Source organism: Pseudomonas sp. NPDC089407, assembly GCF_044900445.1.
Lineage (GTDB): Bacteria > Pseudomonadota > Gammaproteobacteria > Pseudomonadales > Pseudomonadaceae > Aquipseudomonas.
In genome coordinates this window covers 40,637-59,765 of the sequence record NZ_JBJDNB010000002.1, presented here as the reverse complement: position 1 = coordinate 59,765, position 19,129 = coordinate 40,637, and the positions used below count along the sequence as shown (strand labels likewise).

Sequence of the window (19,129 nt, the reverse complement as noted above, 5' to 3'; positions counted from 1 at the left end):
GGTTGTGTCAGTGGCACTAAAAATTGGCCGTCATGGTAAGAAACAAATCCACACACTGACAAGGGATTACCCTGGCAAGGGGCAACAACCCGCGCTTTGCTTGATCTGCGTCTATTCGACAAGCGGCTACTGACATGCTGACAGGTTAGTTCAAGCCAAAAAAAAAGCCCGGTTCCAAGGAACCGGGCTTTTTTCGACTGCCGAAGCGGTATTAACGCTTGGAGTACTGAGGACGCTTACGCGCTTTACGCAGACCCACTTTCTTACGCTCGACTTCACGAGCGTCGCGGGTGACGTAGCCAGCACGACGCAGGGCGCCACGCAGGGTTTCGTCGTATTCCATCAGGGCGCGGGTGATACCGTGACGGATCGCACCGGCCTGACCGCTGACACCACCACCGGAAACGGTGACGTAGATGTCGAACTTCTCAACGGTTTCGGTCAGCTCGAGTGGCTGGCGAACAACCATGCGAGCGGTTTCGCGACCGAAGAACACGTCCAGAGAACGGTTGTTGATGGAGATGTTACCAGTACCCGGACGCAGGAATACGCGAGCGGTTGCGGTCTTGCGACGGCCAGTGCCGTAATTTTGAGTCGCCGACATAATGAACTATCCCGTTAGATCTTCAGTTCTTGAGGCTGCTGAGCAGTGTGTGGGTGAGCAGCACCCGCGTACACTTTCAGCTTGCGGTACATGTCGCGACCCAGCGGGTTCTTAGGCAGCATGCCTTTGACCGCGGTTTCGATAACACGCTCAGGGGCCTTGGCGATCAACTTCTCGAAGTTGATTTCCTTGATACCGCCCGGGAAGCCGGAGTGGGAGTAGTACATTTTGTCGGAAGACTTGGCACCAGTCACACGAACCTGCTCGGCGTTGATAACGACGATGTAGTCGCCGGTGTCAACGTGAGGGGTGTATTCTGGTTTGTGTTTGCCACGCAGACGGGTAGCGATTTCGGTAGCCAGACGACCCAGGGTCTGGCCAGCGGCGTCGACTACGAACCACTCGCGCTTTACTGTTTCCGGTTTAGCAGTAAAAGTTTTCATTCTCTAAAGCCTCAGAGGCCGCCCAGCGAAAAATAGACGGCGAATCTTACTGGATAGTGCACATCTTGCCAAGGGCAAGCGCGCAGCCGAACACAGACGCTTTTGGGGGCTCGGGTCGGGCACGCCAATGTTCGACGGGGTTCTTCCTGCGTGATGGTGCATCACTTCCGCCACGCGGAGAGGGGCTGAATTATCCAGATTGCGCGAAAAATTTCAACCTGCTTTGATGAGCTTCTATTGCCAAGGAGTGTTTACCCGATGGAATACCGCCAGCTCGGCCGAACCGACCTCAACGTCAGCGCCCTGTGCCTGGGCACCATGACCTGGGGCGAGCAGAACGTCCAGGCCGAGGCCTTTGCACAGATTGCCCGGGCCAAGGCCGCCGGGATCAACTTCATCGACACCGCCGAGATGTACCCGGTGCCGCCGCGCCCGGAAACCTACGCCGCCACCGAACGCATCATCGGCAACTGGTTCCGCGAGCAAGGTGACCGCGATGACTGGGTACTGGCCAGCAAGGTCGCCGGCCCCGGCAACGGCATCAGCCACATCCGCGACGGCCAGCTCAAGCACAACCGCCAGCACATCGTCGCGGCGCTGGACGAAAGCCTCAAGCGCCTGCAGACCGACCGTATCGACCTGTACCAGTTGCACTGGCCAGAGCGCAGCACCAACTTCTTCGGCAAGCTGGGCTACCAGCACCTGCCGCAGGACCACTTTACCCCGCTGGAAGAAACCCTCGAGGTGCTCGACGAGCAGGTGCGCGCGGGCAAGATCCGCCACATCGGCCTGTCCAACGAAACGCCGTGGGGCACCATGAAGTTCCTGCAGCTGGCCGAAAGCCGTGGCTGGCCGCGGGCGGTGTCGATCCAGAACCCGTACAACCTGCTAAACCGCAGCTTCGAGGTGGGCCTGGCGGAAGTGGCCATCCGCGAACAGTGCGGTTTGCTGGCCTATTCGCCGTTGGCATTCGGCATGCTTTCAGGCAAGTACGAGAACGGTGCACGGCCAGAGAATGCGCGCCTGACCCTGTTCAGCCGCTTTGCCCGCTACTCCAACCCGCAAACGGTGGCGGCTTGCAGCCGTTACGTGCAGTTGGCCCGCGATCACGGCCTGGCCCCGGCACAGATGGCTTTGGCGTTCGTCACGCGGCAGCCGTTCGTGACCAGCAACATCATTGGTGCGACCAGCCTGGAGCAGCTGGACAGTAACCTGGCCAGCTTTGAGCTGAACCTGAGCGACGAGTTGCTGGCGGCGATCGAGGTGATTCACCAGGAGCAGCCGAACCCGGCGCCTTGATCAAAGCTACAAGCTACAAGCTACAAGCTACAAGCTACAAGCTACAAGCTACAAGAGAGAGCCGCTCGCGCACGGACTGCTCTTTTCTTGCAGCTTGAAGCTTGCAGCTCGCCCAAAAAAATAAGACGATCCAGCCGGTGATTGACCACTCTACCCTATAAGAACAATGACAATGATGTTTACCCAACCCTCCGCGTCGCTGCGGCGCGTCAGCATCCTGGCCATTGACAAGGTGTTCGCTTCTACCTTGATGCAGGCCAAGGACTTTTTCCACCTCGCCAGCCTGCGCTACAGCAAGCAGCTGGGCCTGGGCTTGCAGCCCATGTTCGAGATCCGCCTGGTGAGCCCCGATGGCCAGCCCGTGGACAGCTTCAGCAATGTGCAGCTGCCGGTCGACGGCGGCCTGGACGACGCCGATGTGATCATCCTGCCGGCCTACTGGGACGACTTCGATAACCTGTTGCAACGTTACCCCCAGGTGCTGCCGTGGCTGCGTGACCAGCATGCCCGTGGCGCCGTGCTGTGCGCCGAGGCCAGTGGCGTGTTCTGGCTGGCCGAGTCCGGCCTGCTCGACGGCAAGGAGGCGACCACTTACTGGCGCTTCTTCAGCAGCTTTGCCGAACGGTTCCCGAATATCCGCCTGAACCAGGACAAGCACCTGACCGATGCCGACAATATCTATTGTGCTGGCGGCGCCACGTCGGCCTGCGACCTGTACATCTACCTGATCGAGCGCTTCTGCGGCGCCAACGTGGCCAGGGCGGTGTCGCGCGACATCCTCTACGAAGTGCAGCGCAACTACACCCCAGGGCGCATGGGTTTTGGCGGGCAGAAGCTGCACCAGGACCTGATCATCCTGCAGATCCAGCACTGGCTGGAAGAGCACTTCGCCGACAAGTTCCGCTTTGAAGATGTGGCGCGCAACCACGGCATGAGCATTCGCAACTTCATGCGCCGCTTCCAGGGCGCGACGGGTGACAAACCGCTGCACTACCTGCAACGGCTACGTATCGAGACGGCCAAGGGGTTGTTGTCGAGCACGCGCAAGAGCATCAAGACCATCAGTTACGAGGTCGGTTATGACGATGCGAGTTTCTTTGCGCGGTTGTTCCGCCAGCATACCGAGCTATCGCCGAACCAGTATCGGCAGCAGTTCATGCAGGAGGCTTGAGGCCCTCTGGGGCTGCTTTGCAGCCCATCGCCGGCAAGCCAGCTCCCACAGGTATTGCATAAGTCTCAAGGGCTGCGCTAAACCTGTGGGAGCTGGCTTGCCGGCGATGGGGCGCGAAGCGGCCCCGGATTCTCAAGGCTTGTGCGCGCGCGACAGGAACTCGTGCGACTGCATCTCCAGCAACCGGCTCAGGGTACGCTGGAACTCGAAGGCCAGGCGCCCACCGGTATACAGGTCCTTCAGCTCCACCTCGGCCGAGATGATCAGCTTGACGTTGCGGTCGTAGAACTCATCGACCATGTTGATGAAGCGGCGGGCGATGTCGTCGGTGGTGACGCTCATCTGCTCCACGTTGCTCAGCAGCACAGCATGGAAAATCTTGCCCAGCTCGATGTAGTCGTTCTGGCTGCGCGGCCCGTCGCACAGGGCGCGGAAGTCGAACCAGGCGACGTCGTCGCACGTACGCAGGGCAGTGATCGGGCGGTTCTCGATCATCAGCACGTCGTTTTCGACCGCCTGGGTGCACTCAGGGGTCAGCGCCTTGAAGCTGGCACGCATGCTCTCGTGCGCCGCGTCATTGAGCGGGTAATGGAACAATTCGGCCTGCTCCAGGTGACGCAGGCGGTAGTCGACCCCGCTGTCAACGTTCACCACGTCGGTGTACTGCTTGATCATGGCGATGGCCGGCAGGAAGCGCGCACGCTGCAGGCCGTCCTTGTACAGGCCGTCCGGGACGATGTTGGAGGTGGCCACCAGCGATACGCCGTTCTTGAACAGCTCTTCCATCAGGGTGCCGAGGATCATCGCGTCGGTAATGTCCGAAACGAAGAATTCGTCAAAGCAGATCACCTTGGCTTCTTCGCTGAAACGCTTGGCGATGATGGTCAGCGGGTTCTTCTCGCCTTTGAGGGTGCGCATTTCCTCATGCACACGCTTCATGAAGCGGTGGAAGTGCGTGCGCATCTTCTGCTTGAACGGCAGCGCCTCGTAGAAGGTGTCGACCAGGTAAGTCTTGCCTCGCCCTACCCCACCCCAGAAATACAGCCCCTTGACCGGGGTCTGCTCCTTCTTGCCGAACAACTTGCCGAACACGCCCGGCTTGTTGTTCTGCGCCTGCACCAGGTCGTCGTACAGGCGCTGCAGGTGACGCACCGCAGTTTCCTGCGCCGCGTCATGGAAGAAGTCGGGACGTTTCAGATCTGCTTGATATCGTTCTAGGGGCGTCATGATTTCGTTAGCGAGGCAACAAAAAACGGGCCGTCACTGTAGCGACAGGCCCGCTTAATGGCAATGCGACTTGCGTCAATATGCCTCATTTACGCTGTATGGCACCGGCTTTGCCGGTGTTCGCGAGTGAACTCGCTCCTACAGGTAAAACCCCTCAGGCTGCACATATTACCTGTGGGAGCGGGTTCACCCGCGAACACCGGCAGAGCCGGTGCCAGGCACCGCGGCGCGCCCGCTGCCACAGTGCAACACCCTCAGTCCTGCTGTGGCGCCAAGGCTGCACGCAGGCTTTCGATGGCCGCATCACGCGCGTCAGCGCTGTCGAACTGCGGCCCTTCGGCCACCTGCTCGCCGTTCAGCCACACGCCAAAGCCCAATCCTTCAACGCGTACATCCGCCTCGCCGCCCTGCTGCAGCTGCTTGCTCACAGCACCGGCGCTCTTGCCGTCGGCGAAGCTGCGCGACAGCAGCAGTTGCTCACCGTCGGCGGCCAGCAGGCGGAAGCGGAAGCTGCCGTCCTCATCGCGGAAGCTGACGAAACGCGCGCTCTTGGCAGCCTTTTTCTTCACTTCGGTGCCGGCCTGCACGCTGGTGCGGAACGAACGCAGGCCAACGGCTTCGCGCAGTTGCTCGAGGAATGGCGTGGCGGTCTTGCGGGCCTTGGCGGCGCCAGCCAGCAGGATGTCTTCGAGGTCCGCCGGGCGGGCGATCAACTGGTGGTAGTACTCACGCTTCTCGGCCAACTGGCCGTCCAGCAACTGGAACAGGCGCTGCTTGGCGTCGCCCCAGCCCAGGCCCTGCAACAGTTCTTCGCGGAATTCGCTGCACTGCTGCGGCGTCGCGAAGGCCTGATACAAGGTGAACAGGTGCGAGGTGTCCGGGTCTTTCGCTTCGCCTGGCGCACGCGAGTCGGTGACGATGCGCGAGATGGCGTCTTTCATGTCCTTGGCGCTGGTGAACAACGGGATGGTGTTGTCGTAGCTCTTGGACATCTTGCGCCCGTCCAGGCCCGGCAGGGTCGCCACGCTCTCTTCGATCACCGCCTCTGGCAGGGCGAAGAAATCCTTGCCCTGGCCGAACAGGTGGTTGAAGCGCTGGCCGATGTCGCGGGCCATTTCCACGTGCTGGATCTGGTCGCGGCCGACCGGCACCTTGTTGGCATTGAACATCAGGATGTCCGCAGCCATCAGCACCGGGTAGCTGAACAGGCCCATGGTCACACCCGCATCCGGGTCTTCGCCGGCTTCCAGGTTCTTGTCTACCGAAGCCTTGTAGGCGTGCGCACGGTTGAGCAGGCCCTTGGCTGCGACGCAGGTCAGCAACCAGGTCAGCTCGGGGATTTCCGGGATGTCGGACTGGCGGTAGAAGGTCACCTTGTCCGGGTCCAGGCCACCGGCCAGCCAGGTGGCGGCGATTTCCAGGCGCGAACGCTGGATGCGCAGCGGGTCGTCGCACTTGATCAGGGCGTGGTAGTCGGCCAGGAAGTAGAACGAGTCGACACCGGGCTGCTGGCTGGCACGGATCGCCGGGCGGATGGCGCCGGCGTAGTTGCCCAGGTGCGGAGTGCCGGTGGTGGTGATACCGGTAAGAATGCGCGTGGTCATGGGTGTTCGCTTATTCAGGCTTGGCTCAGTTCGAAAGGCGCGGCAGCAGCAGATCCTTCAGATCGGTCAGCTTGCCATGGAAGAAGTGTCCGCATTCTGCCACTTTCAGCAGCTCATGGGGACGCGACAGGCTGTAGGACCAATCGTAAACCAGCTGCGGCGCGACCACTTCGTCGGCATCCGGCTGCACCACGGTGATCGGGCACTGCTGCGGCAGCGGGAATTCATCGGTCAGGCGCATCACCGCCGGGGCGATCATGAACAAGTGCTGCAGGCCCACCCCGGCGGCCTCCAGGCGGCCAGCCAGGCTGGTGGCGACAAAACCGCCGAACGAGAAGCCCATCAGTACGAGCGGCAGTTCGGGGTGCTTGCCACGCAGCCAGGCCGCTGCAGCCTCGGCATCGGCCACTTCGCCAGCGCCCATGTCATGGCTGCCGGCACTCTGGCCAACGCCACGGTAGTTGAAGCGCAGGGTCACATAGCCGGCATCACGGGCGGTACGCTGCAGGGTCGAGACCACCTTGTTGAGCATGGTACCGCCCTGGACCGGGTTGGGGTGGCAAATCAGCACCGCGCCGCGGGCGTCGGCCACGTCCAGGTACAGGGCTTCCAGCGGGCCGCAGGGGCCATCGATGAACAAGGGGGTTTCGCGGACAAGCAAGGCACTACTCCGTGACCTCAGGGAGGGTCGATTCGTCTAGGTGAGGAATTCTGTTCTGATTTGCGATCGCTCGCGGTATACAGCGCAGGTCTGAGCCGTTAACGTAAAGCAAAGCCGTTTATAGAGGAAGGACTCGTGGAACTCTCGCTCCTTGTTTGGTTGTTGCCGACCTTGGCCCTGGTCATTGGTGTGGTAGTTGGTTTCGTCGTGGCCCGCCTGCTGCCCAATGCCGCGCCGAGCAGCACCCAGCGTCAGCTGGATGAGATGCAGAAGCGCTTCGACAGCTACCAGAACGAAGTGGTGACCCACTTCAACAGCACTGCAGTACTGGTGAAGAAGCTGACCCAGAGCTACCAGGATGTCCAGGACCACCTGGCCGACGGTGCCAACACCTTGGCACTGGACGAACTGACCCGCCAGCGCCTGCTGGCCGCGCTGCACTCCGAAGGCAGCCAAGGCCCGCGTGACCGCCTGACGCCGCCAAAGGACACTGCCGAAGTACCCCGCGACTACGCGCCAAAAGCGCCAAACTCGCCGGGCATGCTCGACGAGAGCTACGGGCTCAAGCGTTGATCCGCTGACATGAACATGAAAAAGGCCTCGCGAGAGGCCTTTTTTGTGGGCGCCGGCCAAAGCCTGTACACGATCCCCTGTAGGAGCGGCCTTGCGTCGCGAAAGGGCTGCACCGCAGCCCCGACAGTATTGCAGGATGGCTGAAATCCTGGGGCCGCTACGCGCCCCTTTCGCGACACAAGGCCGCTCCTACAGGTGCCCCCAATGCCTGTTGGATATCAGCCAGCAGGTCCTCCACATCCTCCAGCCCCACCGACAACCGCACCAGCCCCTCCGAGATCCCGTGATGCGCCCGCTCCTGCGGCGTATAGCTGGAATGGGTCATACTCGCCGGGTGCTGCGCCAGCGACTCGGCATCCCCCAGGCTCACCGCCCGGGCAAACAGCTGCAGTGCGTTCATGAACCTGCGCCCGGCCTCGATACCGCCCTTGAGCTCAAAGGCAATCATCCCGCCCGGCAAACGCATCTGCCGCTGCGCCAGCGCGTACTGGGCGAACGACGGCAACCCCGGGTAGTGAATCAGTTCCACCTGCGGCTGCCGCACCAGAAACTCAGCCACCTTCTGGGCGTTTGCGCAATGCCGGTCCATGCGCAGGGCCAAGGTCTTCATACCGCGCATCAGCAGCGCCGCATCATGCGGCGACAGCACCGCCCCGGTCATGTCTTTCAGCCCTTCCAGGCGAATACGGTCGACCAGCGCCTTGCGCCCGACCACCAGGCCGGCAGTGATATCACCGTGACCGCTGAGGTACTTGGTCGCCGAATGCACCACCAGGTCCGCCCCCAGCTCCAGCGGCCGCTGCAGGTAGGGCGTGCAATAGGTGTTGTCGACCACCACATGCACATCATGCTCACGCACCGCCTCGGCCACCACGGCGATATCCACCAGCTGCATGTTGGGGTTGGCCGGCGTTTCAAAGTAGATCATCCGCGTTTTGCCGTTGATCGCCGCTTTCAGGGCCTTGGCATCGTTCAGGTCGACATGGCGGATCTTCACGCCGAATTCGCCAATGCCATGGTGCAGGAAAGCAAAGGTGCAGCCGTACAGTGTGCGCCCGACGATCAGCTCATCGCCGGGGCGCAGCAAGGTCCAGATCGTCGAGGTGATGGCGCCCATGCCCGACGCCAATGCCAACCCCGCCTCGCCGCCCTCCAGCGAGGCCATGCGCTGTTCCAGCAGGGCCAGGGTAGGGTTGGAGATACGGCTGTAGAAATGCCCCGGTTCTTCTCCGGCGAAGCATGCAGCGCCATATTCAACAGTCGGGAAGGCGTAGGTGGCGGTCTGGTACACCGGCGGCACCAGGGCGCCACCGTGAGAAAGCGGGTCGTAGCCATGGTGAATGGCCCGCGTGGAAAAACCGGTGTTGTGATGGGAGTCGCGCATGGCAACAGCCTCTTGTGGTTTGTTATAAGCTTATGCCACCGAGCTGCCCGATTTTTTCCAAAATAACCCACGCATCTGCGTGCATGCTGGAACAAAAACAATAATTACCGGACCAGGAGGGCAAAACATGCCTTCAAGCCTCGACCGCACCGACCGCGCCCTGCTCGCCGCCCTGCAGGACAATGCCCGCCTCACCGTTGCCGAACTGGCCGACCAGGTGGCACTGACCACTTCACCCTGCTGGCGGCGGGTGAAACTGCTGGAAGACAATGGTTACATCACCGGCTACCAGGCCATCCTCTCGCCCAAATCGCTGGGGTTTGGTGTTACGGCGTTCGTCAGCATCATGATGGACTCGCACACCAAGGATATGGCGCTGGCGTTCGAGCGGCGGCTGATGGAAATTCCCGAAATTGTCGCCTGCCACAACATTTCCGGGCGCTATGACTTCTTGCTGGAGATCCTGGCGCGGGACCTGGAGTCGTTCGGCGAGTTCACCCGCGAAGTGCTGCAGCGGTTACCGGGGGTGAAGGAGATTTATTCGAGTTTTTCGTACAAGGCAGTGAAGGACAAACGGGTGATACCGGTGTCGGAAAAACACATCTGAGACAGATCTTTCCGACTTAGACAAATATGCTCACTACGGGGCGCTTGCTCGATAGAAAAAGGCCTCGAAAGAGGCCTTTTTCATACTTCTGAGCCGCCTAAGGAACCCCTGCAGAGCGGCCCGCCATTTCAGATCAAGGCTTACGCCAGGACTGACCACCTTCATCGTCGTCACCGCCGCTGCGGCAAATGTACAGGTGGCTGTAGTTCGGGAATACGCTCATGGTAATACGCCTCTTGAATGCACTGGCCAATTCACCAGCTCACCCAGCGTGCCCTCGCCTGGCTTCTTTGGGCATTGGGCAAAAATTCCCGTTCCGCTAGTTCATGCACATGCCTTTAACGCCTGTTCAACATCAGCCTGAAAGGGTGAATGTTGCAACAGCTGTTAGTGCGAGGCGCCGGCCTTCTCCAAAGTCTTTACACGCTGATCCAGTTCACGGACAGCCTCGATCAAAGGCGCAACCAGCTTTTCGTAGTCCACCGTCAGCAGCCCATCCTTCTCATGCACCAGCTCCGGATAGACCTTTTGTACGTCCTGTGCGATCACCCCAATGTCATTGCGACCGGACGCTATCCACTTCATCCGCACACCTTGAATCTGCTGCAAGGTTTCCGTGGAATTCAGCAAACGCTCTATGTCGGTTTTCAGACTTTTATCACTGAAAGGACAACATTTGGCGCCCAGATCTGCATGTGCCATGCCCGATAACCCAACAGCCGATACCAACGTCAATGCTGCGAAAAGTTGGGAAAACTTCATCGCTATGCCTCCTTATGCTCAGAAGCACACAGAGTGAGCGAACGGTTTCCTACTCCATAGTCGGATGCGTCGTTCAGCGCTGTAGGAAATGGCGACGTGATTTGTAGTACGAAATAGATAGGGGTGGACATTACAACCAGTAAAAGAGGCACTGTACGCGCACCACAAAAAAACCCCGCCGGAGCGGGGTTTTTCTTGCAGCCCAGCGCTTAGATAGCGCCACGCTGACGCAGTACGTCAAGCACCCGCTTAACGCCTTCGTCGACGCTGATCGACTGGGTGTCGATCACCAGGTCGGCGTCCAGCGGCACATCGAACGGGAAGCTTTCGCCCGGGATGTTGTCGCCGCCGGCGGCATACAGGCCTTGCGGGTCACGCTCGCGGCAGGCCAGTGGCGAAGCCTGCACGTAAACGGTCACCAGGCGTTCCTTGCCGATGAGTGCCTTGGCCTGTTCGCGGCCTTCGGCGTCCGGGGCAACGAACGCAGCCAGGGTCAGCATGCCGGCTTCGTTGAACTGGCGCGCCACATGGGCGGCGCGGCGCCAGTTCTCGGTGCGGCCGGCGCGGTCCTGTGGCAGGCCCTTGTTCAAGTCGTGGCGCAGGTTCTGGCCGTCGAGCACGTACACCGCACGGCCCATGTCGAACAGCTTGCGCTCTACGGCATAGGCCAAGGTGCTCTTGCCAGCGCCGGAGAGGCCGCTGAACAGCACGGTAGCCGGCTGCTGACCAAAGCGCAGGGCGCGCTCTTCGGTGGACACGTGGGCCAGTTTGCCATGCTGGCCGGTGCTGCCATGCGGCAGGACTGGCTGGGCGATGATCATGCCGGCGCCGACGGTGCCGTTGGTCAGGCGGTCGATGACGATGAACGCACCAGTGGTGCGGTTACTGTCGTAACCGTCCAGGGCGATGGCGCTGTCCAGGGACACCTTGACGCGGCCAATCTCGTTCAACTGCAGGGCGCTGGCAGCGTCCTTCTCGAGGGTGTTCACATCAACCTTGTGGGTGATGCTGGCAATCGAGCCCGGCACGTAGCTGGTGGCGCGCTTGATGTCGTACTTCTTGCCCGGGAGCATCGGCTCTTCGGCCATCCACACCAGCATGGCATCGAACTGGTCGGTTACCGGTGGAACGTTGTCGGCGTGTACCAGCAGGTCACCACGGGAGATGTCGATCTCGTCTTCCATGGTCAGGGTCACGGCCTGGCCGGGACCTGCGTTTTCCAGTTCACCTTCGTAGGTGACGATGGACTTGACCCGGCTGCTCTTGCCCGATGGCAGCACGACGATTTCGTCGCCCTTGTGCACCACGCCGCTGGCGAGGGTGCCGGCAAAGCCGCGGAAGTTCAGGTTTGGGCGGTTGACGTACTGCACCGGGAAACGCAGGTCGGTGAAGTTGCGATCAGCCGAAACCTCGACGGTTTCGAGGATTTCCATCAGCGTCGGGCCGCTGTACCACGGCGACTGCTCGCTGTGGTTGACCACGTTGTCACCCTTGAGCGCCGACATCGGCACGAAGTGCAGGCTGCTCGGGGTCAGGTTGATGGCTTCGGCAAACTTCAGGTAGTCGGCTTTGATCGACTCGAACACGCCTTCATCGAAGCCTTTCAGGTCCATCTTGTTGACCGCGACCACGATGTGCTTGATGCCCAGCAACGAGGCAATGTAGCTGTGGCGGCGGGTCTGCGTCTGCACGCCGTAGCGGGCATCGACCAGGATGATCGCCAGGTCGCAGGTGGACGCACCGGTGGCCATGTTGCGGGTGTACTGCTCGTGGCCCGGGGTGTCGGCGATGATGAACTTGCGCTTGGCGGTGGAGAAGTAGCGGTAGGCGACATCGATGGTGATGCCCTGCTCACGCTCGGCCTGCAGGCCGTCTACCAGCAGCGCCAGGTCGACTTCTTCGCCGGTAGTGCCGGACTTTTTCGAGTCACGGGTGATTGCCTCGAGGTGGTCCTCGTAGATCATCTTGGAGTCGTGCAGCAGGCGCCCGATCAGGGTGCTCTTGCCGTCATCCACGTTGCCGCAGGTGAGGAAACGCAGCAGTTCTTTACGCTCGTGCTGAGCCAGATAAGCGAGGATGTCTTCGCTGATCAAATCGGATTGGTGCGACATGGAGTAACCCTGAAAATTAGAAGTAGCCCTGACGTTTCTTGTCTTCCATGGAACCGGCGCCATCGTGGTCGATGACCCGGCCCTGGCGCTCGGAAGTGCGCGTCAGGAGCATTTCCTGAATGATGTCGGTGAGCGTTTCGGCTTCCGACTCGACAGCGCCCGTGAGCGGGTAGCAGCCGAGGGTACGGAAACGCACCTTCTTCTTGACGATGCGGGCTTTCTCTTCCTCGGAGAGGTGCTCGAGAATGCGCTCGTCGTCGATCATGATCAGGGTGCCGTTCTTCTCGATGACTTCACGCTCGGCGGCGAAGTACAGCGGCACGATCGGGATGCCTTCAAGGTAGATGTACTGCCAGATGTCCAGCTCGGTCCAGTTCGACAGCGGGAAGACACGGATCGACTCGCCCTTGTTGACCTTGCCGTTGTACACGTTCCACAGCTCGGGGCGCTGGTTCTTCGGGTCCCAGCGGTGCTTGCTGTCACGGAACGAGTACACACGCTCCTTGGCCCGCGACTTCTCTTCGTCGCGGCGCGCGCCACCGAAGGCGGCATCGAAACCATGCTTGTCCAGCGCCTGCTTCAGGCCTTGGGTTTTCATGATGTCGGTGTGCTTGGAGCTGCCATGGGTGAACGGGTTGATGCCCTGCGCCACACCCTCAGGGTTGACGTGGGTGATCAGCTCCAGGCCCATTTCCTCGACCATCTTGTCGCGGAAGCTGTACATCTCCTGGAATTTCCACTGGGTGTCGACGTGCATCACCGGGAACGGCAGCTTGCCCGGGAAGAAGGCCTTGCGCGCCAGGTGCAGCATCACGGCGGAATCCTTGCCGATCGAGTACAGCATTACCGGGTTGTCGAACTCGGCCGCCACCTCGCGGATGATGTGGATGCTTTCCGCCTCCAGCTGTTTCAAGTGCGTCAGTTTGTCGACCATGGCTACTCACGAAAAACGATCTTATGGACGGCCTGCGGGCCGTGTTCGAGCGGGCCACTTTATCACAGCGGCTGCTTCTATTTAGGAGGCTGGCTAGATCGAAAAGGTCTAACGATATGACTGGGGGTTTGGGCTGAAACGGGGGCCGCCTTGCGGCCCATCGCCGGCAAGCCAGCTCCCACAGAGAGCTGCACAAGTCTGCAGGCCTGCGCAGTACCTGTGGGAGCTGGCTTGCCGGCGATGAGGCCAGTAAGGTCAGATCGGATTAGGGCAATCGATGAACAGGTGCTCCACGGCAAACCGCCGCGCCAGGTAATCACCCAGCGCCTGCACCCCATAGCGCTCGGTAGCATGGTGCCCGGCAGCAATGAAGCTGACACCATTCTCGCGGGCACTGTGATAGGTCTGCTCCGACGCCTCGCCGGTCAGGTACAAATCGACCCCGGCAGCAATCGCCGTGTCGATGTAGCCCTGCCCGCCCCCGGTGCACCAGCCAACCCGGCGAATCATCTGGTCGCCTTCGACCAGCAACGGCTCACGCCCCAGCACTTCCTGCACCCGCCGGGCAAAGTCGCGCGAGGTGATCGGCTCGGCCAGCGAGCCGACCAGCCCGACCACCTTGAGGTTCTCCGGGTCCAGCGGCCCTTCGACGGTGATGTCCAGGTGCCGTGCCAGTTGCACGTTGTTGCCCACCTCTGGGTGTACATCCAGCGGCAAGTGGAACGCCAGCAGGCTGATGTCGTTGTTCAGCAAGGTCTTCAACCGGCGCTGGCGAATGCCGGTGATACAAGGATTTTCGCCCTTCCAGAAGTAGCCATGGTGTACCAACACCAGGTCGGCCTCGGCTTCGACTGCCGCATCCAGCAACGCCTGGCTGGCGGTAACGCCACTGACGATGCGGCTGACCTGCGGCCGGCCTTCTACCTGTAACCCGTTGGGGCAATAATCCTGGATCTTCGCGCTGCCCAGGTAACGCTCGGCTTCCTCAACCAGGGTGTTAAGAGCGACGGCCATGAAAATCTCCTCGAAAACTGCGCTTTTCCCGGGCACAACGCAGAGGGAACGCCCGTATAATGCCGGCCATTATGGGCCGTCGCCGGCACTGGGGGAACCGGTGTATGATCGCGCGCGCTCATGCCCCACCGCGCGGCCGCTGGCCCCCGCTCTTTCCAGGATCCGTTCATGTTCAAGGCTTTGCGTTACTTTGGCTGGCCCCTGCTTACCGGCGTACTGATCGCCATGCTGATCATCCAGCGTTACCCGGAGTGGGTCGGCCTGCCCAGCCAGGACGTCAACCTGCAGCAGGCCCCGCAGACCACGCGGATCATGCAGGGCCCTGTGTCGTATGCCGACGCCGTGACCCTCGCCGCCCCGGCGGTGGTCAACCTGTACACCACCAAAGTGGTGAACAAAAGCGCCCACCCACTGTTCGAAGACCCGCAGTTCCGCCGCTTCTTCGGCGACAACCTGCCCAAGCAGCGCCGCTGGGAGTCGAGCCTGGGTTCGGCGGTGATCATGAGCCCCGAAGGCTACCTGCTGACCAACAACCACGTCACCAGCGGCGCCGACCAGATCGTCGTGGCCCTGAAAGATGGCCGCGAAACCCTGGCCCGGGTGATCGGCAGCGACCCGGAAACCGACCTGGCGGTGCTGAAGATCGACCTGAAGAACCTGCCCGCCATTACCATCGGCCGTTCCGACACCATTCACATCGGCGACGTGACGCTGGCTATCGGCAACCCGTTCGGCGTCGGCCAGACCGTGACCATGGGCATCATCAGCGCCACTGGCCGTAACCAGTTGGGCCTGAACAACTACGAAGACTTCATCCAGACCGATGCGGCGATCAACCCGGGCAACTCCGGGGGGGCGCTGGTGGATGCCAACGGCAATCTGGTCGGCATCAACACTGCAATCTTCTCCAAGTCTGGCGGTTCGCAGGGCATCGGCTTTGCCATCCCGGTGAAACTGGCGCTGGAAGTGATGAAGTCGATCGTCGAGCATGGCCAGGTGATTCGTGGCTGGCTGGGCATCGAAGTGCAGCCGCTGAGCCAGGAGCTGGCCGAATCGTTTGGCATGAAGGACCGCCCGGGCATCGTGGTGGCGGGCATCTTCCGCGAAGGGCCGGCAGCCAAGGCCGGGCTGCAACTGGGTGACGTGATCCTGAGCATCAACGGCGAACCGGCCGGTGACGGGCGCAAGTCGATGAACCAGGTGGCGCGGATCAAGCCTAACGAGAAGATCACCATCGAGGTGATGCGCAATGGGCAGCAGCTGAAGCTGGTGGCCGAGGTGGGGCTGCGGCCACCACCGGCGCCGGCTGCTGCTCAAGAAGAGAAGTAACCATCGGGGCCGCTTTGCGGCCCATCGCCGGCAAGCCAGCTCCCACACAGGCTGTGTGAAAACCCCCGTCACTTTTCGATGATCGCGCTCGTACGTGAAATCTGAAAAGAGTTGGCTGCTCAGCAGACCCAGATTTTGCGTAAGAGCGCGATTTTTAGGATGTTTTTGAACAGCTACATCGGTCGGGAGGTTTTCACACAGCCTGCACAGGGACAGCACCAGCCTCAAGCCCTGTGCAGTACCTGTGGGAGCTGGCTTGCCGGCGATGGGCTGCAAAGCAGCCCCAACAGCATCAATGCAGAATCTGGCTGAGGAACAACCGGGTCCGGTCGCTGCGCGGCCGGTCGAAGAAGTCATCCGGTGCCGCTTGCTCCACAATCTCCCCTTTGTCCATGAAGATCACCCGGTTCGCCACGGTACGGGCGAAGCCCATTTCGTGGGTGACGCAGAGCATGGTCATGCCATCTTCGGCCAGGCCGACCATGGTATCGAGCACTTCCTTGACCATTTCCGGGTCCAGCGCCGAGGTCGGTTCGTCGAACAGCATGATCTTCGGCTTCATGCACAACGCCCGGGCAATCGCCACCCGCTGCTGCTGGCCACCGGACAACTGCCCTGGGTACTTGTGCGCCTGCTCAGGGATACGCACCCGCTCCAGGTAATGCATGGCAATTTCCTCGGCCTTGCGCCGGGGCATCTTGCGCACCCACATCGGCGCCAGGGTGCAGTTCTCCAGGATGCTCAGGTGCGGGAACAGGTTGAAGTGCTGGAACACCATGCCCACCTCGCGGCGGATGGCCTCGATCTGCTTGAGGTCGTTGGTCAGCTCCACGCCATCGACCACAATGCGCCCTTGCTGGTGCTCTTCCAGGCGGTTGAGGCAACGGATAGTGGTTGACTTGCCCGAACCGGACGGCCCACACAGCACGATACGCTCGCCCTGGCGCACGTTCAGGTTGATGTCCTTGAGCACATGGAACTGGCCGTACCACTTGTTCACGCCCTGCATCTGGATGATGCCTTCGGGGCCGGCAGGCTGCTTGATCGCTTCACTCATTTCGAAACTCCTAACGCTTGTGGCCAGTGTCCAGCTTGCGCTCCAGGTGCATGGAGTAGCGGGACATACCGAAACAGAAAATCCAGAAGACCAGGGCGGCGAACACATAGCCCTCGGTGGCCATGCCCAGCCAGGCCGGGTCGGCGGCGGCTTGCTTGACGCTGTTCAGCAGGTCGAACAGGCCGATGATGATCACCAGGCTGGTGTCCTTGAACAGGGCAATGAAGGTGTTGACGATGCCGGGGATCACCAGCTTGAGCGCCTGCGGCAAAATCACCAGGCCCATCGCCCGCCAGTAGCCCAGGCCCATGGCCGCGGCGGCCTCGTACTGGCCCTTGGGAATGGCCTGCAGGCCACCGCGCACCACTTCGGCGATGTACGCCGACTGGAACAGGATCACACCGATCATCGCCCGCAGCAGCTTGTCGAAGCTCATGCCCTCGGGCAGGAACAACGGCAGCATCACCGAGGACATGAACAGCACGGTGATCAGCGGCACGCCGCGCCAGAACTCGATGAAGGTCACGCACACCACCTTCACCGCCGGCATCTTCGAGCGCCGCCCCAGGGCCAGCAATATGCCCAGCGGCAAGGCGCCGACGATACCCACCGTGGCAATTACCAGGGTCAGCATCAGCCCACCCCACTGGCTGGTCGGTACGCTTTCCAGGCCCAGCACACCGCCATGCAGCAAGGTGTAGGCCAGCACCGGGTACAGTACCAGGAAGCCCAAGCCGTAGAAGGCCTTGCGCGGGAAGCGCTTGATGAACAGCGGCGCGGCACCGAGCACGGCAAGCCACACGGTCAGGTCCACACGCCAGCGCAACTCGGCCGGGTAATAGCCGTACATGAACTGGCCGAAGCGCTGCTGCACGAACACCCAGCAGGCGCCCTCTTTAGTGCAGTCGGCGCGGGTGGTGCCGACCCAGTTGGCGTCGATCAATGCCCACTGCAGCAACGGCGGCACGATCAGCCACACCAGGTAGATGGCAAACAGGGTCAACAAGGTGTTGAGCCAGCTGGAGAACAGGTTGGCACGCATCCATGCGAGTACGCCGACGGTTTTCACCGGTGGCGGCATATCGGGTTTGAAAACATGGGCATTCACGGGCGTATCCTCACCGCTCGATCAGCGCGATGCGCTTGTTGTACCAGTTCATCAGCAGTGAAATGCTGATGCTGATGGCGAGATAGACACTCATGGTGATGGCAATCACCTCGATGGCCTGGCCGGTCTGGTTGAGCACGGTACCGGCGAACAGCGAGACCATCTCCGGGTAGCCGATACCGGCCGCCAGCGACGAGTTCTTCGCCAGGTTCAGGTACTGGCTGGTCAGCGGCGGAATGATCACCCGCAGTGCCTGGGGGATGACCACCTTGCGCAGGGTCGGGCCCTCGCGCAGGCCGAGCGAGCGCGCGGCTTCGGTCTGGCCATGGCTGACCGAACGGATACCGGAGCGCACGATTTCGGCGATGAAGGCAGCCGTATAAATAGTCAGTGCCAGGGTCAACGCAAGCAGCTCGGGGATCAGCACCCAGCCACCGACAAAGTTGAAGCCCTTGAGCTGCGGTACTTCCCAGCTGACCGGGCTGCCGAACAGCAGCACGCTCAGGCCTGGAACGACGATGAACAAGGCCAGCCCGACCCAGAACTTGTGAAACGGCACGCCGGTTTCGTCGAAGCGCTTGTTGGCGAAGCGCACCATCAGCACGATCGCGACTATCGCCACCGCCAGGGCCAAGGCGAACGGCCAGAAGCCTTCGGCCATGGACGCGCCAGGCATGTTCAGGCCGCGGTTGCTGATGAAGAACATGTCGTCGATGTTGATGCTGCCCCGCGGCCCCGGCAGGGTCAGGAACACGGCGAAGTACCAGAACAGGATCTGCAGCAGCGGCGGAATGTTGCGGAAGGTTTCCACATACACGGTCGCCAGCTTGTTGATCATCCAGTTCGGTGACAACCGCGCCACCCCAATGACGAACCCCAGGATGGTCGCCAGGATGACGCCAATGAAGGTTACCAGCAGGGTATTGAGCAGGCCGATGACAAACACCCGCGCATAACTGTCGGATTCCACATAGGGGATCAGATGCTGGGCGATGCCGAAGCCGGCGCTACGGTCGAGGAAGTCGAAACCCGAGGTGATACCCCGGTGCTGCAGGTTGGTCTGGGTATTGTGGAACAGGTACCAGCCCAGGCCCACCACGAAGACGATCGTGAGTATCTGGAACAGCCAGGCGCGCACACGCGGGTCGTTCAGGGACAGGCCCTTGGGTGCGCCAATTTGATTTTGCATGAAGTGCCCCGAAAAATAGGGATTCGAACAACCTGCGGCGGCCGGATGCCGC

18 protein-coding genes are annotated in these 19,129 nt (G+C 61.2%); 5 read left to right on the top strand and 13 right to left on the bottom strand.

Annotated elements, in window-relative coordinates:
- Positions 1-211 precede the first annotated feature (211 nt).
- Together rpsI and rplM are read right to left on the bottom strand one after the other, a co-directional pair.
- Positions 212-604 (bottom strand): 30S ribosomal protein S9, encoded by a 393-nt coding sequence (gene rpsI / locus ACI2KG_RS02245; RefSeq protein ID WP_003260797.1) that lies wholly within the window; start codon positions 602-604, stop codon positions 212-214.
- Positions 605-618: 14 nt separating this feature from the next.
- Positions 619-1,047 carry a 50S ribosomal protein L13 gene (rplM, locus tag ACI2KG_RS02240; protein WP_003251819.1) on the bottom strand — a complete coding sequence of 143 codons (429 nt, stop codon included), beginning with the start codon at positions 1,045-1,047 and terminating at the stop codon, positions 619-621.
- Between the two features lie 258 nt (positions 1,048-1,305).
- Here rplM and ACI2KG_RS02235 point away from each other — a divergent pair, with 258 nt between their 5' ends.
- Entirely contained in the window at positions 1,306-2,346 is a 1,041-nt protein-coding gene (locus ACI2KG_RS02235) for an NADP(H)-dependent aldo-keto reductase (RefSeq protein WP_404660637.1), read from the top strand.
- Positions 2,347-2,596: 250 nt separating this feature from the next.
- Entirely contained in the window at positions 2,597-3,517 is a 921-nt protein-coding gene (locus tag ACI2KG_RS02230; RefSeq protein WP_201202078.1) for a GlxA family transcriptional regulator, read from the top strand.
- A 132-nt stretch (positions 3,518-3,649) separates the two neighbouring features.
- Here ACI2KG_RS02230 and zapE read toward each other — a convergent pair whose 3' ends face one another.
- The 3 genes from zapE to ACI2KG_RS02215 all read right to left on the bottom strand — a co-directional run bounded on the left by zapE (position 3,650) and on the right by ACI2KG_RS02215 (position 7,009).
- On the bottom strand, positions 3,650-4,744 hold the full coding sequence (gene zapE / locus ACI2KG_RS02225; RefSeq protein ID WP_404660636.1) for a cell division protein ZapE: 1,095 nt from the start codon (positions 4,742-4,744) through the stop codon (positions 3,650-3,652).
- A gap of 254 nt (positions 4,745-4,998) precedes the next feature.
- The gene (locus tag ACI2KG_RS02220; RefSeq protein WP_404660635.1) at positions 4,999-6,348 is read right to left on the bottom strand and encodes a tryptophan--tRNA ligase; all 1,350 of its coding nucleotides are present in this window, start codon (positions 6,346-6,348) and stop codon (positions 4,999-5,001) included.
- A 25-nt stretch (positions 6,349-6,373) separates the two neighbouring features.
- The gene (locus tag ACI2KG_RS02215; protein ID WP_404660634.1) at positions 6,374-7,009 is read right to left on the bottom strand and encodes an alpha/beta hydrolase; all 636 of its coding nucleotides are present in this window, start codon (positions 7,007-7,009) and stop codon (positions 6,374-6,376) included.
- Between the two features lie 135 nt (positions 7,010-7,144).
- Here ACI2KG_RS02215 and ACI2KG_RS02210 point away from each other — a divergent pair, with 135 nt between their 5' ends.
- Positions 7,145-7,582, top strand: coding sequence for a ZapG family protein (locus ACI2KG_RS02210; protein WP_391127640.1), 438 nt, complete (start codon positions 7,145-7,147; stop codon positions 7,580-7,582).
- A 157-nt stretch (positions 7,583-7,739) separates the two neighbouring features.
- Here the strand turns inward: ACI2KG_RS02210 and ACI2KG_RS02205 are convergent, their stop codons facing one another.
- On the bottom strand, positions 7,740-8,966 hold the full coding sequence (locus ACI2KG_RS02205) for a methionine gamma-lyase (RefSeq protein ID WP_404660633.1): 1,227 nt from the start codon (positions 8,964-8,966) through the stop codon (positions 7,740-7,742).
- Positions 8,967-9,093: 127 nt separating this feature from the next.
- Between ACI2KG_RS02205 and ACI2KG_RS02200 the strand changes: the two genes are divergently transcribed.
- Positions 9,094-9,573, top strand: a complete 480-nt coding sequence (locus ACI2KG_RS02200) for an Lrp/AsnC family transcriptional regulator (protein ID WP_404660632.1) — start codon at positions 9,094-9,096, stop codon at positions 9,571-9,573.
- 387 nt (positions 9,574-9,960) lie between these two features.
- Here ACI2KG_RS02200 and ACI2KG_RS02195 read toward each other — a convergent pair whose 3' ends face one another.
- The 4 genes from ACI2KG_RS02195 to ACI2KG_RS02180 form a co-directional block, all read right to left on the bottom strand.
- Positions 9,961-10,335 carry a tail fiber domain-containing protein gene (locus tag ACI2KG_RS02195; protein WP_404660631.1) on the bottom strand — a complete coding sequence of 125 codons (375 nt, stop codon included), beginning with the start codon at positions 10,333-10,335 and terminating at the stop codon, positions 9,961-9,963.
- Between the two features lie 209 nt (positions 10,336-10,544).
- Positions 10,545-12,446 carry a sulfate adenylyltransferase subunit CysN gene (gene cysN / locus ACI2KG_RS02190; protein ID WP_404660630.1) on the bottom strand — a complete coding sequence of 634 codons (1,902 nt, stop codon included), beginning with the start codon at positions 12,444-12,446 and terminating at the stop codon, positions 10,545-10,547.
- Positions 12,447-12,462: 16 nt separating this feature from the next.
- Positions 12,463-13,380 (bottom strand): sulfate adenylyltransferase subunit CysD, encoded by a 918-nt coding sequence (gene cysD, locus ACI2KG_RS02185; RefSeq protein WP_003251799.1) that lies wholly within the window; start codon positions 13,378-13,380, stop codon positions 12,463-12,465.
- Between the two features lie 255 nt (positions 13,381-13,635).
- Entirely contained in the window at positions 13,636-14,394 is a 759-nt protein-coding gene (locus ACI2KG_RS02180) for a Nif3-like dinuclear metal center hexameric protein (protein WP_404660629.1), read from the bottom strand.
- A 168-nt stretch (positions 14,395-14,562) separates the two neighbouring features.
- Here ACI2KG_RS02180 and algW point away from each other — a divergent pair, with 168 nt between their 5' ends.
- A complete protein-coding gene (gene algW / locus ACI2KG_RS02175) occupies positions 14,563-15,723 on the top strand; it encodes a Do family serine endopeptidase AlgW (protein ID WP_400614447.1) in 1,161 nt (386 codons plus the stop codon).
- Between the two features lie 292 nt (positions 15,724-16,015).
- Here algW and ACI2KG_RS02170 read toward each other — a convergent pair whose 3' ends face one another.
- The 3 genes from ACI2KG_RS02170 to ACI2KG_RS02160 are packed head-to-tail and all read right to left on the bottom strand — an operon-like array spanning position 16,016 to position 19,077.
- Positions 16,016-16,780 carry an amino acid ABC transporter ATP-binding protein gene (locus tag ACI2KG_RS02170; protein WP_016498022.1) on the bottom strand — a complete coding sequence of 255 codons (765 nt, stop codon included), beginning with the start codon at positions 16,778-16,780 and terminating at the stop codon, positions 16,016-16,018.
- Between the two features lie 10 nt (positions 16,781-16,790).
- A complete protein-coding gene (locus ACI2KG_RS02165) occupies positions 16,791-17,888 on the bottom strand; it encodes an amino acid ABC transporter permease (RefSeq protein ID WP_400614444.1) in 1,098 nt (365 codons plus the stop codon).
- 10 nt (positions 17,889-17,898) lie between these two features.
- Complete coding sequence (locus tag ACI2KG_RS02160; protein WP_404660628.1) at positions 17,899-19,077, bottom strand: amino acid ABC transporter permease; 1,179 nt, start codon at positions 19,075-19,077, stop codon at positions 17,899-17,901.
- Positions 19,078-19,129 lie beyond the last annotated feature (52 nt).

Excerpts from the sequence above, each read along its gene's own strand:
- ACI2KG_RS02195 (WP_404660631.1), bottom strand. The coding sequence starts at position 10,335 with ATGAAGTTTTCCCAACTTTTCGCAGCATTGACGTTGGTATCGGCTGTT.
- ACI2KG_RS02220 (WP_404660635.1), bottom strand. The coding sequence starts at position 6,348 with ATGACCACGCGCATTCTTACCGGTATCACCACCACCGGCACTCCGCAC.
- ACI2KG_RS02160 (WP_404660628.1), bottom strand. The coding sequence starts at position 19,077 with ATGCAAAATCAAATTGGCGCACCCAAGGGCCTGTCCCTGAACGACCCG.
- rpsI (WP_003260797.1), bottom strand. The coding sequence starts at position 604 with ATGTCGGCGACTCAAAATTACGGCACTGGCCGTCGCAAGACCGCAACC.
- ACI2KG_RS02205 (WP_404660633.1), bottom strand. The coding sequence starts at position 8,966 with ATGCGCGACTCCCATCACAACACCGGTTTTTCCACGCGGGCCATTCAC.
- algW (WP_400614447.1), top strand. The coding sequence starts at position 14,563 with ATGTTCAAGGCTTTGCGTTACTTTGGCTGGCCCCTGCTTACCGGCGTA.
- ACI2KG_RS02200 (WP_404660632.1), top strand. The coding sequence starts at position 9,094 with ATGCCTTCAAGCCTCGACCGCACCGACCGCGCCCTGCTCGCCGCCCTG.
- cysN (WP_404660630.1), bottom strand. The coding sequence starts at position 12,446 with ATGTCGCACCAATCCGATTTGATCAGCGAAGACATCCTCGCTTATCTG.
- ACI2KG_RS02230 (WP_201202078.1), top strand. The coding sequence starts at position 2,597 with ATGCAGGCCAAGGACTTTTTCCACCTCGCCAGCCTGCGCTACAGCAAG.
- ACI2KG_RS02235 (WP_404660637.1), top strand. The coding sequence starts at position 1,306 with ATGGAATACCGCCAGCTCGGCCGAACCGACCTCAACGTCAGCGCCCTG.
- ACI2KG_RS02170 (WP_016498022.1), bottom strand. The coding sequence starts at position 16,780 with ATGAGTGAAGCGATCAAGCAGCCTGCCGGCCCCGAAGGCATCATCCAG.
- rplM (WP_003251819.1), bottom strand. The coding sequence starts at position 1,047 with ATGAAAACTTTTACTGCTAAACCGGAAACAGTAAAGCGCGAGTGGTTC.
- ACI2KG_RS02180 (WP_404660629.1), bottom strand. The coding sequence starts at position 14,394 with ATGGCCGTCGCTCTTAACACCCTGGTTGAGGAAGCCGAGCGTTACCTG.
- cysD (WP_003251799.1), bottom strand. The coding sequence starts at position 13,380 with ATGGTCGACAAACTGACGCACTTGAAACAGCTGGAGGCGGAAAGCATC.
- zapE (WP_404660636.1), bottom strand. The coding sequence starts at position 4,744 with ATGACGCCCCTAGAACGATATCAAGCAGATCTGAAACGTCCCGACTTC.